Source organism: Microbacterium sp. cx-59 (assembly GCF_020805625.1).
Lineage (GTDB): Bacteria > Actinomycetota > Actinomycetes > Actinomycetales > Microbacteriaceae > Microbacterium.
In genome coordinates this window covers 671,039-686,775 of sequence record NZ_JAJHGO010000007.1, presented here as the reverse complement: position 1 = coordinate 686,775, position 15,737 = coordinate 671,039, and the positions used below count along the sequence as shown (strand labels likewise).

The 15,737-nt window shown below is 68.2% G+C and carries 14 protein-coding genes; 8 read left to right on the top strand and 6 right to left on the bottom strand.

Translation table 11 applies throughout. The annotated features are described in order from the left end of the window. Positions 1 to 26: 26 nt before the first annotated feature. The 4 genes from LMI96_RS10720 to LMI96_RS10705 all read right to left on the bottom strand — a co-directional run bounded on the left by LMI96_RS10720 (position 27) and on the right by LMI96_RS10705 (position 6,476). On the bottom strand, positions 27 to 1,277 hold the full coding sequence (locus LMI96_RS10720; protein WP_223721943.1) for an extracellular solute-binding protein: 1,251 nt from the start codon (positions 1,275 to 1,277) through the stop codon (positions 27 to 29). Between the two features lie 27 nt (positions 1,278 to 1,304). After that, on the bottom strand, positions 1,305 to 2,699 hold the full coding sequence (locus LMI96_RS10715) for a GH1 family beta-glucosidase (RefSeq protein WP_228361458.1): 1,395 nt from the start codon (positions 2,697 to 2,699) through the stop codon (positions 1,305 to 1,307). Between the two features lie 92 nt (positions 2,700 to 2,791). Next, the gene (locus tag LMI96_RS10710; RefSeq protein WP_228361457.1) at positions 2,792 to 5,629 is read right to left on the bottom strand and encodes a discoidin domain-containing protein; all 2,838 of its coding nucleotides are present in this window, start codon (positions 5,627 to 5,629) and stop codon (positions 2,792 to 2,794) included. 244 nt (positions 5,630 to 5,873) lie between these two features. Continuing rightward, entirely contained in the window at positions 5,874 to 6,476 is a 603-nt protein-coding gene (locus LMI96_RS10705; RefSeq protein WP_223721946.1) for a TetR/AcrR family transcriptional regulator, read from the bottom strand. Positions 6,477 to 6,629: 153 nt separating this feature from the next. On the opposite strand from LMI96_RS10705, the gene LMI96_RS10700 reads away from it, so the two are divergent. Both LMI96_RS10700 and LMI96_RS10695 read left to right on the top strand, forming a co-directional pair. Next, positions 6,630 to 7,706 carry an alkene reductase gene (locus tag LMI96_RS10700; RefSeq protein ID WP_228361456.1) on the top strand — a complete coding sequence of 359 codons (1,077 nt, stop codon included), beginning with the start codon at positions 6,630 to 6,632 and terminating at the stop codon, positions 7,704 to 7,706. 73 nt (positions 7,707 to 7,779) lie between these two features. Next, positions 7,780 to 8,484, top strand: coding sequence for an SDR family oxidoreductase (locus LMI96_RS10695; RefSeq protein WP_228361455.1), 705 nt, complete (start codon positions 7,780 to 7,782; stop codon positions 8,482 to 8,484). 32 nt (positions 8,485 to 8,516) lie between these two features. Here LMI96_RS10695 and LMI96_RS10690 read toward each other — a convergent pair whose 3' ends face one another. Both LMI96_RS10690 and LMI96_RS10685 read right to left on the bottom strand, forming a co-directional pair. Then, on the bottom strand, positions 8,517 to 9,512 hold the full coding sequence (locus tag LMI96_RS10690) for an NADP-dependent oxidoreductase (RefSeq protein ID WP_228361454.1): 996 nt from the start codon (positions 9,510 to 9,512) through the stop codon (positions 8,517 to 8,519). A gap of 55 nt (positions 9,513 to 9,567) precedes the next feature. Then, positions 9,568 to 10,416, bottom strand: coding sequence for an alpha/beta fold hydrolase (locus tag LMI96_RS10685; protein WP_228361453.1), 849 nt, complete (start codon positions 10,414 to 10,416; stop codon positions 9,568 to 9,570). Positions 10,417 to 10,554: 138 nt separating this feature from the next. Here LMI96_RS10685 and LMI96_RS10680 point away from each other — a divergent pair, with 138 nt between their 5' ends. From LMI96_RS10680 to LMI96_RS10655, 6 genes are all read left to right on the top strand, one after another. Continuing rightward, positions 10,555 to 11,232, top strand: coding sequence for a response regulator transcription factor (locus tag LMI96_RS10680; protein WP_223721951.1), 678 nt, complete (start codon positions 10,555 to 10,557; stop codon positions 11,230 to 11,232). Beyond that, positions 11,198 to 12,523, top strand: coding sequence for a HAMP domain-containing sensor histidine kinase (locus tag LMI96_RS10675; RefSeq protein WP_228361452.1), 1,326 nt, complete (start codon positions 11,198 to 11,200; stop codon positions 12,521 to 12,523). The genes LMI96_RS10680 and LMI96_RS10675 overlap by 35 nt, the downstream gene beginning before the upstream one ends. A 56-nt stretch (positions 12,524 to 12,579) precedes the next feature. Then, on the top strand, positions 12,580 to 13,257 hold the full coding sequence (locus tag LMI96_RS10670) for a PepSY domain-containing protein (protein ID WP_228361451.1): 678 nt from the start codon (positions 12,580 to 12,582) through the stop codon (positions 13,255 to 13,257). 97 nt (positions 13,258 to 13,354) lie between these two features. Then, positions 13,355 to 13,792 (top strand): MmcQ/YjbR family DNA-binding protein, encoded by a 438-nt coding sequence (locus tag LMI96_RS10665; protein WP_228361450.1) that lies wholly within the window; start codon positions 13,355 to 13,357, stop codon positions 13,790 to 13,792. Beyond that, entirely contained in the window at positions 13,789 to 15,120 is a 1,332-nt protein-coding gene (locus LMI96_RS10660; RefSeq protein ID WP_228361449.1) for a replication-associated recombination protein A, read from the top strand. The genes LMI96_RS10665 and LMI96_RS10660 overlap by 4 nt, the downstream gene beginning before the upstream one ends. Positions 15,121 to 15,181: 61 nt before the next feature. After that, positions 15,182 to 15,718 carry a HutD family protein gene (locus LMI96_RS10655; protein WP_228361448.1) on the top strand — a complete coding sequence of 179 codons (537 nt, stop codon included), beginning with the start codon at positions 15,182 to 15,184 and terminating at the stop codon, positions 15,716 to 15,718. Positions 15,719 to 15,737 lie beyond the last annotated feature (19 nt).

Genomic DNA, 15,737 nt, shown 5'->3' with positions numbered 1-15,737 from the left:
CCCCCCCCCGCCGGCAGCGTGCTCGGTCAGTCGATCGAGGTACCGCTGGTGGCGTCGAACAACGTCTGCAGCGCCGTCTTCGTGTCGGTTCCGGTGAGCACGATCGAGTTCAGCGCATCCAGGAGCGCCTTGCCCGTCTCCCCATCCCAGTTCGGAACGAGGGGGAGCAGCGCCGAGTCCTTCAGCTGCTCGGCGTACACCGCGACGAGCGGGTCGGCCGTGAGCGAGGCGTCTTCGAGCGCGGCCTTGACCGTCGGCAGCTGGCTGTCGATGCCGTACCAGGTCAGCTGCGTTTCCGGCTCCGACAGGAAGTCGAGGAGCGACAGTGCGCCGTCCTTGTTGTCCGTGGAGCCCCAGACGCCGAGGTTCGAGCCTGCGAGCAGCGAGGTGTTGTCGGTGCCGGAGGGGATCGGCGACACGGTCCACTTGCCGTCGAGCTCCGGAGCGGCGGCCTCGATCGCGTTGGCGAGGTACGGACCCGACACGAGCATCGGAGTCGCCCCCGAAGTGAAGCCCTGCGTCTGATCGAAGTCGGCATTGGTGGGTACCGAGCCGTCGGCGTAGAACCCCGTATACAGGTCGACCGCGGCCTCGAACTCAGGGGTGTCGAAGTCGATCTCCCCACTGTCCGTGACGATCTGTCCGCCCTGATCCCACGTCATGATGACGGGCAGGCTCGAGTCCCACTGCGGGATGTAGTAGCCGTACTGTCCGTCTCCCCGGCCCGCGAGAGTCATTGCATCCGTCCGCAGCGCCTCCCACGTGGCGGGCGGCTCGGTGATGCCGTTCTCGGCGAGGACGTCGGTGCGCGAGTACAGCACGCGGGTGTCGCTGACCCACGGAACGCTGACGACGTCGCCTGCGACCGCGGTCGCATCTCCGGCGACTCCGTCGAGGAAGTTGTCCGATGCCAGGTTCGGGTAGTCCGCCAGAGCGGATTCGTCGAGGGTGAGGAGCGCCCCCGACTCTGCGAACGTGCGCAGTTTCGAGACGCCGATCTGAATGATGTCGGGGCCGTTGCCCGAGGCGACGGCGGTGGTGAACTTCTGATCGACCGCATCCCATGGGATGGCGACGGTGTCCACGGTGATGCCGCTCTTCTCCGCGAAGGGGGCAACGAGTTCGTCGAAGTGAGCGGAGCTGTCGCCCATCACCCAGACGGTCAGCTCCTTCGAATCGGAGGATGCGCCGGAGCCTCCTCCTCCGGCGCATCCGGCGAGCGCGATGATGCTGACGACCGCGACGGGTGCGGCGACGGCGAGACGTGATCTCTTCATTGAGGATCCTTTCGGGATTGGTGCAGGTTACCGTCGGGCGACGGCGGGGATGGGTCGGGTCTGAGAAGCGTGGGCGGCGATCAGGTCGCGGTACCAGTGGGCGCTCAGCTTCGGGATGCGTTCCTGCGTGCGGTAGTCGACGTAGACGATGCCGAATCGCTTGCTGTAACCCTCGGCCCACTCGAAATTGTCGAGGAACGACCACACGAAATACCCGCGGAGATCGACCCCGTCGGCAATCGCGTCGGCTGCAGCGGCGAAGTATCCGTCGAGGTAGCTGACGCGTTCCGTGTCGACGATCTCCCCGCTGGGGTCGACGTAGTCGTGGAAGCTCGCGCCGCTCTCGGTGACGTACACGGGCAGGTTCGTCCACTCCTCGGCGACTCGTGCGAGCACCGAGCGCAGCGCATCCGGCGTCACGGACCACCCGAAGGATGTGGTCGACGGCTCGGCGGGTACCTCCCGCACACCGAACGGCATGGCGTCGTCGGCGGAGGCGATCACCCGTTGATAGTGATTGACTCCCGCGAAGTCGACCGGTGCCGAGATGATGGCGAGGTCACCGTCGTGGATGGCTTCGGAGAGCCCGAGCGGGTCGAGGGCCTCGTGGACGGTCCGGCTGTACTCTCCGCGGTAGACCGGGTCCATGAAGACCCGGTTGGAGACCGCGTCGAGCCGCACGGCGGCGGCGCGGTCCCGATCTCCGTCGGTGGCCGCAACGATGTCGGTGAGGATGTCGGTCACGCCGACGCGTGCCGCGGGGGCGACCTCCCGGATCGCGGCGACGGCCAGCCCGTGCGCCAGATTCAAGTGGTGAGCGGCCGCGACGGCCGCGCGCAGATCCTTCCGCCCCGGTGCATGCGCGCCGTAGCCGTAGCCGAGGAACGACGAGCACCACGGCTCATTGAGCGTGATCCAGTGGGATGCCAGGTCGCTCAGCTGCGTCAGGACGGCGCGGGCGTAGTCCGCGAACAGATACGCGACCTTGCGGGATGTCCACCCGCCCTCGCGTTCCAAGGGGTCGGGAAGATCCCAGTGATAGAGGGTGACGTACGCGCCGATCCCCCGCGAGCGCAGCCCCTCGAGGATCTGACGGTAGAACGCGACGGCTTCGGGGTTCAATGCGCCTCGCCCGTCGGGCTGCAGACGAGACCACGAGACCGACAGACGGTAGCTGGTGACGCCCAGGGAGGCGAGAAGGTCGAGGTCGGACTCCCACCGGTGATAGTGGTCGCACGCGATGTCTCCGGTGTCGCCGTGGAGAGTGAGCCCCGGTGTCCGGGCGAAGGTGTCCCAGATGCTCGGCCCGCGCCCACCCTCGGTCGCGGCGCCCTCGATCTGGTAGGCGGCGGTCGCGACGCCCCATGCGAAGTCTGCCGGGAAGGCGGCGAGATCCACCGTGATGTGCGGAGTGGTGTGCACGTTGGTTGCTCCTTGAGTTCGGCTGGCGAAAGGGCTGGCGCCGGCGGCCGGGAGGGACTGCCCTTGCGGGGTACCGCTCCCGGCCGAGGCGATCAGTACGACGAGTAGACGCTGACCTCGTCGATGGTCCACCACTGCGGGGCGGCACCCGTTTGGGTGATCCGGATGTAGCGGGCTGTCGTCGGCGAGATCGAGATGGGGCGTTTCCAGCCGTAAGCGATGCCGGTCGCCGCCATCGACCACGTCGTGCCGTCGGTGGATGTCTCGACCGTGAATCCGCGCGGATAGTCCCAGGTCGACCCCGATGGAGTCTGCACCGTCACCATCGCCACGGTCCGGTTCGCTCCCATGTCGATCCGGTACCACTCACCGCCTGCCATGGCCGCTCCGCTGCTCCACGCGCCCGACCCGACACCGTCGATCCCGCCGGCCGTCGAGGTTCCCGGAGCCGTCGACGACGCTGTCGCCGTCCACCCGCTGTGGCTCACCGCGGTCGGCGCGAACGAGGTGGCGCCGGCGGCATACTTGGTGAGAGTCGCGACGAACCGATCGTTCTTGGTGAAGTTCGCGGTCCCGAACTGGCTCACTTTGGAGATGAATGTCGCCGCGTTGTCGGAGTTGATGATCGGCACCGGTCGAGGGTTGTTGTAGTACATCCCCCAGTACGCGAATCCGTCGTTCGCCGACCCCTTCACCTTGTAGGTCCAGGCAGACCAGGACACGTGGGAGGCGTTCAGCCCCGCCATGAATCGCGACCACACATCGTCGTTGTAGTAGAGCGAGTACTCGCCGTACAGGATCGGGATCCCGGGGTCGGCGAGCTTTGCGGGAAGTCCGGCCAGCTCGTTCGTCACGAGCTGGTTCTGCGCCGTCCAGTCCTTCGAGTTCGGCATGTCGTAGGGGTGGTACTCGTAGACGACGTTCGTCCAGCCGTAGGTCGACGGCGCCGCGATCGCGCCCAGGCCGAAGAAGGCACCGAGGAAGATCGTGTGGTCGGGGTCGATCGCCCGCACGGCGTCGTAGAGGCGGTCGTAGTAGTCGCTCTTCTGCGCGACGTCGTCCGCATCCTCGCCGTAGTCGATGAGCGGTTCGTTGATCAGGTCGTACCCGGCGACGCCCGGGTTGCCCTCGTAGCGGGTGGCGATGGCCTCCCAGATGTCCTCGGTCCAGTTCTGGTAGGTGGCGCTGCCCCAGAACCCGTTCGGGTTCGGACCGATGCGGCCGCAGCTGCCCCAGGGGCATCCGCCTCCGGGTACGGTGTGCAGGTCGACGAGGACGTACATGCCCCGCGCCGAGGCTTCGCTGATGATCCAGTCGATCTCCTCCCAAGGGTCGGCTTTCCAGCTGCCGTCCACGTTCAGGAATGTGTTCCATCCGATCGGAACCCGGATGAAGTTCATCCCGGTTGCGGCGATGTTGTCCAGGTCGGCGGCGGTCAGCCATGTGTCCTGGTGCGCGTCGATCACGGACTGCGCCCCCGATGCTCCGAACCGCGATGTGAGCGTCGTGTTGAGGGAGTAATCGTCGTTGTAGAGGCCGGCCGTCAACTCGCCGATCGACCACCACTGCGCTGCGGTGCCCGTCTGCACGAGCCGGAAGTACCGCGCCGACTGAGCCGGGAAGTGGATCGTCGTCGCCTTCCTCGTGCCGGCGCCGGTAGCGACGGTCGTCCAGGCCGTGCCATTCTTCGAGAGCTGCAGGCTGTATCCGCGCGGGTAGTCCTGCTCGTCAGTCGAGTTCTTAGCGGTGTCCGTCGTCACGTTGTTGAGAGTGATCAGCGCGCCCATGTCGACCGTAAGGGTCTGGCCGTCGGCCTGCGCAGCTCCCGTCGTCCACCGGCTCGAGACAGAATTGTCGATGATGTTCGCTGGGCCGGATCCTGTTGTTGCAGTCACGGCCCATCCGCCGCGGTCGAGGTTGCCGCCGGAGGTGATCGCGATCTCCGCAATCGACCACCACTGCGAAGACGTGCCGTTGGAGGCTATCCGCAGGTACCGCCCGCCCTTGGCGCCCTGGAAGTCCGCCTGGATGACCCGGTTCGTGCCGTAGCCGCTGGCGACGTGTGTGAAGTTGGCGTTGTCGTAGGAGGTGTAAACATCCCACACGCGGGGGTAGTCGCCCGCAGTCGCTGCACCCGAGTCGAACAGGACTTTGTCCATGTCTACGTTCCGGCCGAGATCGATGGTATAGCTCTGGCCGGGGACCTGGGGCACTCCGCTCTGCCACACCGTGCCGATGTTGCCGTCGATAGCACTGCCCGGACTCGTGCCGGGGGCAGAGCTCGACGCCGTCGCCGTATGCGTCCCGTTGAACAGCACGGGATCGTTGAACAGGTTGATCTCCCCGACCGACCAGAGCGCCGCCGCTGTACCGGTCTGAGACACCCGTACGTAACGCGCCACCTGCGGGGTGAACTGCGCCGTGGTCACACCGTCAGTTCCGGGCCGTGTCGCCACGCTCTTCCAGGTGACGCCATCCGACGACGTCTCGACATTGAGCGAGCGCGGATATTGGCCGGCGTTGTTGCTGTTGTCGATCGACAGTCGGTTGAAGAGGGTAGCCGCGGAGAGGTCGAGACGAATCCACTCGGAACCGGCCTGATTGGCACCCGTTGTCCATCGCGTCGCGGCTGACCCGTCCACGGCGTTAGCGGGACTGCCTCCAGAGGCGGTCAGCGTCCAGCCGCTTCGGTCGACAGCAAACTCTCCCAGCGGTGACATCCAGTCTTCCTGGGTGAGCCAGCCACCGACGTTGGTGCCACGGAGATTCACGGTGGCGCCCGTGCCGGAATCGGTCTTTAGTACGTTTCCGCTCGCTTTGATGAAATCGGCGCCGGTCAGCGCCGCCGCGTGCGCGGGCGCCGGAGCAGCGATAACGGGCGAGAGCATTGCCGCCAGCGCGACCACCGCCACAACCATCGTCTTCTTCATGATCCTCCTTGATCACCTGTCGATCGGGAGCCGAACAGTGCCCGTGAACACATCGTGGCGTAGCACTCGCAACTTTGTCTATAGCTTGCAATAAGTAATAGCAAAAGTAATCCGCCACCAACCGCCAACCGCCAACGACGAGAAAGAGCGCGCCGCCGCGCACGCTGGGCGCCGCGATCGCCGCTGAAGACACGTCGCGCACATCCGGTCCCTGATCCCGGCGGCCGCATCCGGGGCCTGACGCTCAGGCGGGAAGGATCACCCGCACCTGCTCGGTGATCTGCGCGATGATCTCCTCCACGGAGCGGTCGACGTTGATCGTGGCCGCCACCGTGACGAACATGACCGCGGAGACGACGTGCGCGAACGTGCGTGCGGACTCCGCGGTCATGTTCGTGTGCCGCGAGAGCACCTCGGCGACGACTTCTTCGGTCTGGAGCGTGAGGTTCAGTGCGTCGCGGTGGTTCGGCTCTTCCGGGTCGCCGAACACGACCTCGCGAAGGTAGGTGCGGCCGTTGTCGACCTGCTTGCGCGCGCACTCGACGACGGGCCGGACGGTCGCGATGACTCCCTCGAGGGCGCCGGTCGCCTTCTCTGCCTGTGCACGACCCTCCGCGAGAGCCGCTTCGTAGAGCGAATTCTGCACGAGCAGCAGAAGTTCGGCCTTCGTCTTCGCGTAGAGGAAGAGGGTGCCGGTGCCGATGTCGGCGCGATCGGCGACCTGCTGCGTCGTGACCTCGTCGACGCCACGCTCCTCGAAGAGCTCGCCGGCGGCTGCCATGATCCGCTCGAGCTTGTCGAGCTTGTTGCGCTCGCGCCGTCCGAGCGGGCGACTGTCGACTGTCATTCGTGGTCCTTCGGGAAGAAAACGTGATTAGGCTCAGTTACGAGCTTAGTCACTGTCGCGCGGGCTCGGATCGTGGACCTCCACATCCTCCCACGCGACCAACGAGCCCCGCTCGGGCGGCGACTCGGCTCATCCACACAGGTAAGGAACCCCATGACCTCATCCACGCTCTGGCAGCCGTTCACACTCGGACGAGTCGAGCTGCCGCACCGTCTCGCGCTCGCTCCGATGACCCGCAACCGCGCGGAAGCCGACGGAACCCCCGGTCCGATGGTCGCGGAGTACTACGGGCAGCGCGCGTCGCTCGGCCTCATCATCAGCGAGGGAACGCAGCCGTCCGAGGACGGACAGGGGTACCTGAACACCCCCGGCATCTACACGGACGCGCACATCGCCGGATGGCGCGGAGTCGCGGATGCGGTGCACGCGGGTGGTGGATCGCTGTTCATCCAGCTCATGCACGTCGGGCGCACCTCCCACCCCGACAACACGCCGCACCACCGCCAGCCGATCGCGCCGTCCGCGATCGCGCCGGGGCAGGAGATGTTCACCGCCAACGGTCCGCTGCCGATCCCGACTCCGCGGGAGATGACGTCCGCCGACATCGCGTCGGTCATCGCCGAGTTCCGGCACGCTGCCGCGTCGGCCATCGCCGCCGGCGCGGACGGTGTCGAGATCCACGGCGCCAACGGGTACCTGCTGCACCAGTTCCTCTCCCCGAACGCCAACCACCGCACCGACGCATACGGCGGGTCGGTCGAGAACCGTTCGCGCTTCGTGATCGAGGTCGCTCAGGCCGTCGCGGACGAGATCGGCAGCGACCGGGTCGGCATCCGCCTCTCTCCGGCCATGCCGCTCGGCGGCATCGACGAGGGCGACGCCGAGAGTGTTCGTGCGCAGTACCGTCAGCTCGTCGGTGCGCTCGCGCCGCTGAACCTCGCGTACCTGCACGTGCACCACGTGGGCGACGACGAACTGCTGCGCTCGCTGCGCGAGATCTGGCCGACCGCCGTTGTCGTCGTGCGTTACGGGCGCACCCGCGAGCAGATCGCCGACGACATCGACGCCGGCCTCGCCGACATCGCTCCGCTCGGACGTTTCGCCATCGCGAACCCCGACGTCGTCGAGCGCCTCCGGACCGACGCCCCGTTCACCGAGCTGGACCCCGCGACGCTGTACGCCGGCGGCGCCACCGGGTACACGGACTACCCGACGCTCACCGCATCCTGACACCCCGCGTGCTACGGCCCCCACGGGCCGGAGCACGCCCCCTCATCCCCACCGAACAGAAAGCCTTCACCCCATGCCTTCACTCAACGGAGCTGTCGTCCTCGTCACCGGTGCGAACGGCGGTATCGGCACGCACTTCGTCCGCGACGCCCTCGCACGCGGGGCCGCCAAGGTCTACGCATCCGCCCGCACGCCCCGCGACTGGGACGACGAGCGCATCGTGCCCCTCACCCTCGATGTGACCGACGGCGCGTCGATCGCCGCGGCCGTCGCGGCCGCGCCCGACGTCACCGTTCTCATCAACAACGCCGGCGCCTCGACGCCGACACCCGGGATCCTGTCGCACAGCGACGAGGAGATCCGCGCGAACGTCGAGACGAACTTCCTCGGACCGCTCTTCCTCGCCCGTGCGTTCGCTCCGATCCTGTCGGCGAACGCGCCCTCCGCGATCATCGACATCCACTCGGGACTGTCCTGGTACGCGGTCGCCGGCATCTACAGCGCAACCAAGGCCGCGCTGTGGTCGGCCACGAACTCGCTGCGCATCGAGCTCGCACCGGCGGGCGTCCATGTCGTCGGCGTGCACGTGGGCTACGTCGACACTGCGATGGCCGCGAATGTCACCGACCCGAAGCTCGACCCCGCCATTCTGGTCGCGAAGGTCTTGGACGCCACCGAGGCCGACGAGTACGAGGTGCTGGCCGACGAGACGTCGGTGCAGCTCAAGGCTGCACTGAGCGCCCCTCTCGAGGCGCTTTACCCGCAGCTCGCCAAGTAACGGATCGACGAAGCGACGCTGCGTGTCAGGGATCACGAGTGGGTGATCACGGCTTTCCCGCGGATGCTGCCGCCCGCCAGGGACTCGACGCCCGTCACGGTGTCATCGAACGAGAAGACCCGACCGACGATCGGGCGGATCGCGCCGCTCTCGATGAGCGCCGTGATCTCGCGGAGCTGGTCGCCGCTCGCGTGCATCAGGAGGAAGCGGTAGCTCACGCCGAGCTTCTTCGCCTGCGCGCGCACCTTGCGGCTGAGCGCCGTCACGGCGAGCCGGAGCACCGGGTTGAGCCCGGCGGCAGCGGCGAAGTCGGGCGTCGGCGGACCCGAGATGCCGATGGCGAGGCCCCCGCGCCGCAGCACCCGGAGGGAGCGCTCGAGGTTCTCGCCACCGAGGCTGTCGAGCACGAGGTCGTACCCGCTGAGGCGCTTTTCGAAGTCCTCGCTGCGGTAGTCGATCACGTGGTCCGCGCCGAGCTCGCGGACGAAGTCGGCGTTGCGTGCGCTGGCAGTGGTCGCCACCTCGGCGCCCAGGTGCGTGGCGAGCTGGATCGCGATCGATCCGACGCCGCCGGCCCCGGCGTGGATGAGCACCTTCTGACCGGGCTGGACGTCACCGATCTCGACGAGCGCCTGCCACGCGGTCAGCGCGACGAGAGGCAGCGATCCGGCTTCCTCCATCGTGAGGGATGCGGGGCGCAGAGCCGCATCGTCTTCGTGGACGGCGATACGCTCCGCGAACGTTCCGATCCGGAAGTCGCGGGGGCGGGCATACACCTCGTCACCGGGCCGGAACCCTCGTACTCGGGCACCGACGCGGATGACGGTCCCCGCGACGTCGTGGCCGAGTGTGAGGGGCAGTCGGTACGGCAGGATCTGCCGGAACTCACCGGCGCGGATCTTCTCGTCGAGCTGGTTGAGGCCCGCCGCCTGCACACGCACAAGGATGTCGTGGTCGCCCACGGTCGGTTCGGGCATATCCGCTTCGTGCACGGCGGTCTTGTACTTCGAGACGACGAACGCTCTCATGGCTGGTGGTTCCTTCGGTTCTAGTGTGGATGGGGAGGTCGAGGCGCGAGCCGGCTCATCGGCGCAGGAAGTCGCGCGCTCGGACGACGATGTCGAGGGCGTTCTGGGAGACGACGCCGTGGCCCGAGTCGTCGAACACCGCGAGATCCGCGTCCGGGAAGATCCGTCTGAGGGCGGACGCATTCGCGATCGGCACGACCCGATCGTTCTGGCCGTGCAGCAGGAGCACCGGGCCCGCGAAGGGCGAGGTCGTGACGAGCGGGCGAAGACCCCACCGGTGCACGGCGGAGATCTGGGCGCGAAGAACCGTCGGGCTGATCGCCGCATCCCGATCGCCGGTGCGCTCCGTGAGGCGGGCGAGGTACGCCCGGGCCGCCTTCTTCCCGCCCGCCGTGCGGGTGAAGAAAAGGTAGGTGCGCGGGTTGGTGAAGGTGATCGCACCTCGGGCGATTCCGCCGACCATGACCCCCGTCATCTTCGCGAGGTGCGGGCCACCGGCGGGGCCGCTGCTGGAGAGGATGAGCCTCTCCACGAGCTCCGGCGCTTGCGCGACGACTTCCTGCGCGACCATCCCGCCCATCGACATGCCGAAAAGGTCGATCCGGTGCAGGCCGAGTGCGGCGAGCGCGGAGATCACATCGCCCGCCATCTCCTCGATGGATCCGCGCACCTGCCCACCCGACCGACCGACGCCGCGGTGGCCGAGGAGCACGACCCGGCGGTCGGCGGCGAGGCCGTCGAGAACGCGCGGATCGCCGTCGTCGAGATTCGCGGCGAGGTGGTTCAGCACGACGAGAGGGAGCCCGTCCGCGGTGCCGAATTCGCGGTAGACGATATCGACTCCGTCGACCGTCACGGTCCGCGTGGCGGCATCGCGGAACCGGATGGTGCCTTCGAGCGTCATGGTCAGCCTTTCGCTAAGTTTTCCGAGCTACCTCAATCCTGAGCGCACTCATATATTTTGTCAAGAGCCACCGTGGCCTCTCGAGGCGTCCGCCGCGCTTCAGCCGCGGTTCAGGCTGCGCCCGCCACACTGAGAAGGATGCGAATTCTGGTGGTGGACGACGAGGTGCGCCTCGCGGATGGCGTACGCCGAGGCCTCGAGGCCGAGGGCTTCGCGGTCGACGTCGCGAACAACGGTGTCGACGGACTCTGGCGGGCGCGCGAGACCCGGTACGACGCGATCGTGCTCGACCTGATGATGCCCGGCATGAGCGGATGGAAGGTCTGCGCCGCCCTCCGCAGCGAAGAGAACTGGACACCCGTCCTGATGCTCACCGCCAAGGATGGCGAGTGGGACCAGGTCGAGGCCCTTGAGACCGGCGCCGACGACTTCGTCACCAAGCCGTTCTCGTTCGTCGTGCTCGTCGCACGACTTCGCGCACTGATCCGCCGCGGCGGTGTCGCGCGGCCGGTCGTGCTCGAAGCGGGCGACCTTCGCGTCGACCCGGGCGCCCGACGGGTGTGGCGCGGCGAGACGCCGATCGAGCTGACCGCGCGCGAGTTCGCGGTGCTGGAGCACCTCATCCGCCACCGCGGTCACGTGCTTTCCAAGCGAGATGTCCTCGATGGCGTGTGGGACGACGATTTCGACGGCGACCCGAACATCGTCGAGGTGTATGTCGGTCACTTGCGACGAAAGGTCGACCGCCCGTTCGGTCGCGAGGCGATCGAGACTGTGCGCGGTGCCGGATACCGACTGGCGGCAGACGGTGGCTAGGCTCCGCTCGGTGCGCGCCCGGGCGACGCTCGGCGCGACGCTCGTGGTGGCGGCGGTCATGATCGTCGGCGCCCTCGGCTTCTCCCACCTGTTGAGCACGAGCATGCGGGATGCCGTCGATCGCGCGGGAGAAGTGCGCGCGGAAGAGCTCGCGGCGCGGATCGAGGCCGAGGGCCCCTCGGCCGTCTCCACCCGCGAAGACGAGATCGTGCAGCTTCTCTCCCCGGACGGCGACATCATCGCGGCCAGTGAGGACGCGGCGGGGCTCGGCGCCGCATCCGCCGATGAATCGCGCGTCGTCACGATCGATGACGAGCCCGTTCTGCTGGTGAGCGAAGAGCTCGACGACGACCGCATCCTTGTCGTCGGCGTCTCGATGGAAGACGACGTGGAGACCCTCGGAACCGCGGCGGCGCTGCTGACGGTCGCCGTGCCCGCGGTGATCCTGCTGGTCGCGGGAACCACGTGGGTCGTCGTGGGTCGCGCGCTCCGCCCGGTCGCGCGCATCCGGGAGAAGGTCGACGTGATCTCGGCGGATCGGCTGAGTGAACGCGTGCCCGTGCCGAGCTCGGGCGACGAGATCGCCGCCCTGGCGACGACGATGAACGGGATGCTCGACCGCCTCGACGACGCCGCGCGAGCGCAGCGCCGATTCGTCTCCGACGCGTCGCACGAATTGCGTTCTCCCCTGGCGACCATCCGTCAGTACGCCGAGCTCGCCGACGCGCACCCGGAGACGACGAGCGTGACCGAACTGGCGCAGGTCGTGCGCGAAGAGGGCCTGCGCCTGCAGGGCCTGGTCGACGCGCTGCTGCTGCTCGCGCGGCTCGACGAGGGCGACGACGGCCGCCGGGAATCCGTCGACCTCGACGACGTCGCGCTGGCGGAGGCCGCACGGTTGCGGGGGATCGGGATGGATGTCGACAGCTCGGGCATCGGCCCGGCGCGGGTGTCTGCGGATCCTCGCTTGATCGGCCAGCTCGCACGCAACCTCGTCGACAATGCCGCGCGTCACGCCCGCGGGCGCATCGCGGTGAGCGTGACGCAGCGCGGGAACGTCGCGGTGCTCGTCGTGGAGGACGACGGGGAGGGGATCGCCCCCGAGGAGCGCGACCGCGTGTTCGAGCGGTTCGTGCGTCTCGACGATGCGCGGGCGCGGGATGCGGGGGGCAGCGGCCTCGGGCTCTCAATCGTGCGCGGCGTCGCGGAGGCCGCACACGGCTCGGTGACCGTCGACGACTCGCGCTGGGCCGGAGCGCGGTTCACGGTGACCCTTCCCGCCGCTTCCTGAAGGACCCTTCAGGAGACTTCAGGTGCGCTTCAGCACCCCGGCGGCACCATCGGGTCATGACCGATTCGCGTAACAACACTCCGACCAGCCCGTCCGACTCCCCCGCCGTCGTCCCCGACGACACGTCGCCCGCACCCACCCGCTCCCGCGGTCGCCGCGGCCTGTGGATCGGCGGCGGCGCGGTTCTCGCCGGCCTCGTGCTCGTCGGCGGCGGTGCCGCGATCGGGGCGGCCATCGCCGATGACCACGACGACGATCGCGACAGCTCGGCCGTCGCGGCCCGAGACGGGCAGACCGGCGCCGTCTCCGCCGCGAACGTGGGCACCGCATCCGCGGCCGACCTCATCCGCGTCGTCGAGAGCGCATCGACCCTCGCGGAGGGCGACGCGATCGCGATCGACGCCGAGCGCGACGGCGCCTGGGACGTCACCTTCGTGACCGCCTCGGGTGACGAGTCCGAGGTGCGGGTGCCCGCATCCGGTGCCCCCTCCGTCCTCTCGACCGAGATCGCCGACGCCGACGACACCCGCCCCGCGGGCGCGCTCGACAACGCGACGATCGAGTCGATCGTGGCCGCGGCCCTCGCCGACACGGATGGCACGGTCACCCAGATCGAGATCGACGACGACGGCCGTGGCACCTACGACGCGGTCGTGCAGGTCGCCGACGGTCGCACGGTCGACATCGAGCTCGACGCCGACCTGACGGTCACGTCGTCGCGCATCGACGACTGACCCGCGGCGCCGCCCTGCGGTCTGCGTGTCGGTGCCCGTGTGTAGCATCGCACGCACATCCGGGTCGTCGTGTGCCGGCCGGGGGAAGGACTCGGACATGGACGGCGATGCGCTGCAGCAGCGCGCCCGGAACCGGGTGAACGAGCTTCCCGGTGCTGACCTCGAGCACCCGTTCGGCCCGGAGTGGGACGTCTTCAAGGTGCGCAACAAGGTGTTCCTGCTCATGACAGAGCGGAACGGCGCGCCGGTCATGACCGTCAAGGTCGACCCGGAAGACGGCAAGGCGCTGTGTGAGCAGTACGCGGGCATCACGCCCGGCTACCACATGAACAAGCGGCACTGGATCACCGTGTATCCCGACGGAGGCGTGCCGGCGTCTCTCCTGGAAGATCTCGTGACGGAGTCCTACCTACTCGTCGTCGGCACGCTTCCGCGCGCGAAGCGGCCGGTCGATCCCGCCCTGTTCGGTGACCACCGCTCCCGAGACATCCCGCCTGAGCGCACCGTCGACGACGCCGGAGAGAGCTCGTCGTGAACGGGCAACCCTCGCTGTTCGACGTCGACGACGCCTCCCGCCCCCTCGCGGATCGCCTCCGCCCGCGCACCCTGGAGGACGTCGTGGGGCAGGGACACGTCTTGGGGGCGGATGCACCGATCGGTCGGATGGTTGCCGCGCAGCGGCTGGCGTCGATGGTGCTCTGGGGTCCGCCCGGATGCGGCAAGACGACCATCGCCCGGCTTCTCGCCGAGCAGACCGACCTCGCGTTCGAACCGCTCTCCGCCACGTTCTCGGGTGTCGCAGATCTGCGCAAGGTGTTCCAGGCCGCGCAACGACGTCGCGAGATCGGTCAGGGCACGCTGTTGTTCGTCGACGAGATCCACCGCTTCAATCGCGCGCAGCAGGACTCGTTCCTCCCCTACGTCGAGGACGGCACGGTCGTGCTCGTCGGGGCGACGACCGAGAACCCCAGCTTCGAGCTCAACGGGGCGCTGCTCTCGCGCACCCAGGTGTTCGTTCTGAAGCGGCTCGACGATGCGGCGCTCGGCACCCTCATCACCCGCGCGGAAGCACTCATCGGGCATCCGCTGCCGCTGACCGATGACGCGCGCCAGGCGCTGATCGCGATGGCGGATGGCGACGGCCGGTACCTGCTGAACATGATCGAGCTGGTGCAGTCCCTGCCCACACCCGTCGACTCCCCCGCGTTGGCCGCTGCCGTGCAGAAACGCGCTCCCCTGTACGACAAGGCGCAGGAGGGGCATTACAACCTCATCTCCGCGCTTCACAAGTCGATGCGCGGTTCCGACCCGGATGCCGCACTGTACTGGTTGGCGCGGATGCTCGACGGCGGAGAGGACCCGCTGTTCATCGCGCGCCGCATCACGCGCTTCGCCACGGAAGACATCGGCATGGCCGACCCGAACGCCGTGCCGCAGGCCCTCGCCGCCTGGGACGTCTACGAACGGCTGGGCTCGCCCGAAGGGGAGCTCGCGATCGCGCAGGCCGTCGTCTACCTCGCGACCGCACCGAAATCGATCGGCGTGTATCGCGCGTTCAGCGCGGCCCGCGCTGCGGCGAAGCGCACGGGATCGCTGATGCCGCCCGCGCACATCCTGAACGCCCCGACCCGGCTGATGAAGAATCTCGGCTACGGTGCAGGGTACGAGTACGATCCCGACACCGCTACCGGGTTCTCGGGCGCGAACTACTTCCCCGACGGGATGCCCCGGCAGACCTACTACGAACCCACATCCGGCGGCTACGAGCGCGCGATCGCCGAACGCCTGCGCCACTGGGCACAGCTTCGCGAGGGCGGACCCGGCCTCGAGAAGCACGAGCCGGATGGCGACGACACGGCGTGATGCGCGTGAGCGGCGCGCGGTGACAGCCGGTCGCCGCTCACCGATTGCCTACACTTCCGAGGTGACCAGTCTCGAGGTGCGCCGGCCCTTTTCGGCGCGTGCCGCCCGCCCATGGGCGAACGGTGCGGGAACGACCACGGAGCTCGTGGATTTCGGCGAGAGCGCCCTCCTCACACCCGAATCATCCCGCTGGCGGCTCAGCGTCGCCCGGCTGGATCGCGCGGCACCGTTTTCGCGATTGCCTGGTCACCGACGGATGTTCGTCCCGATCGGCGGGGACGTGGTCCTCGACATCGACGGACGCGCCCAGGAGGCACCGGAGGGGATGGTGGTCGAGTTCGACGGCGGCTCGGAAGTGACCATGTCCTGGTTGTCGTCGCCCTGCCATGCGGTGAACCTGATGGTCGACGACTTCTCCGCGCGGTCGCCCTCCCTGTCCTCAGCGACGACGGAGTTGGCGATCGATGACGGGGTCGTTGTGGTCGTCGCGTTGAGCGCAGGGCCGGAGTTCGGGATGTTCGATCTGCTTACCCCGTCTCATCGCACGGAGGGCCTCGAGATGCCCGGAAGAGCGTCCGTGGTCACGTTCGGGCGCTGAATACGCCCGGTGGAAGAGC

Bases quoted from the DNA above. Each gene is read 5' to 3' on its own strand.
- LMI96_RS10720 (WP_223721943.1), bottom strand. From the start codon at position 1,277: ATGAAGAGATCACGTCTCGCCGTCGCCGCACCCGTCGCGGTCGTCAGC.
- LMI96_RS10710 (WP_228361457.1), bottom strand. From the start codon at position 5,629: ATGAAGAAGACGATGGTTGTGGCGGTGGTCGCGCTGGCGGCAATGCTC.
- LMI96_RS10705 (WP_223721946.1), bottom strand. From the start codon at position 6,476: ATGACAGTCGACAGTCGCCCGCTCGGACGGCGCGAGCGCAACAAGCTC.
- LMI96_RS10700 (WP_228361456.1), top strand. From the start codon at position 6,630: ATGACCTCATCCACGCTCTGGCAGCCGTTCACACTCGGACGAGTCGAG.
- LMI96_RS10695 (WP_228361455.1), top strand. From the start codon at position 7,780: ATGCCTTCACTCAACGGAGCTGTCGTCCTCGTCACCGGTGCGAACGGC.
- LMI96_RS10690 (WP_228361454.1), bottom strand. From the start codon at position 9,512: ATGAGAGCGTTCGTCGTCTCGAAGTACAAGACCGCCGTGCACGAAGCG.
- LMI96_RS10685 (WP_228361453.1), bottom strand. From the start codon at position 10,416: ATGACGCTCGAAGGCACCATCCGGTTCCGCGATGCCGCCACGCGGACC.
- LMI96_RS10680 (WP_223721951.1), top strand. From the start codon at position 10,555: ATGCGAATTCTGGTGGTGGACGACGAGGTGCGCCTCGCGGATGGCGTA.
- LMI96_RS10670 (WP_228361451.1), top strand. From the start codon at position 12,580: ATGACCGATTCGCGTAACAACACTCCGACCAGCCCGTCCGACTCCCCC.
- LMI96_RS10665 (WP_228361450.1), top strand. From the start codon at position 13,355: ATGGACGGCGATGCGCTGCAGCAGCGCGCCCGGAACCGGGTGAACGAG.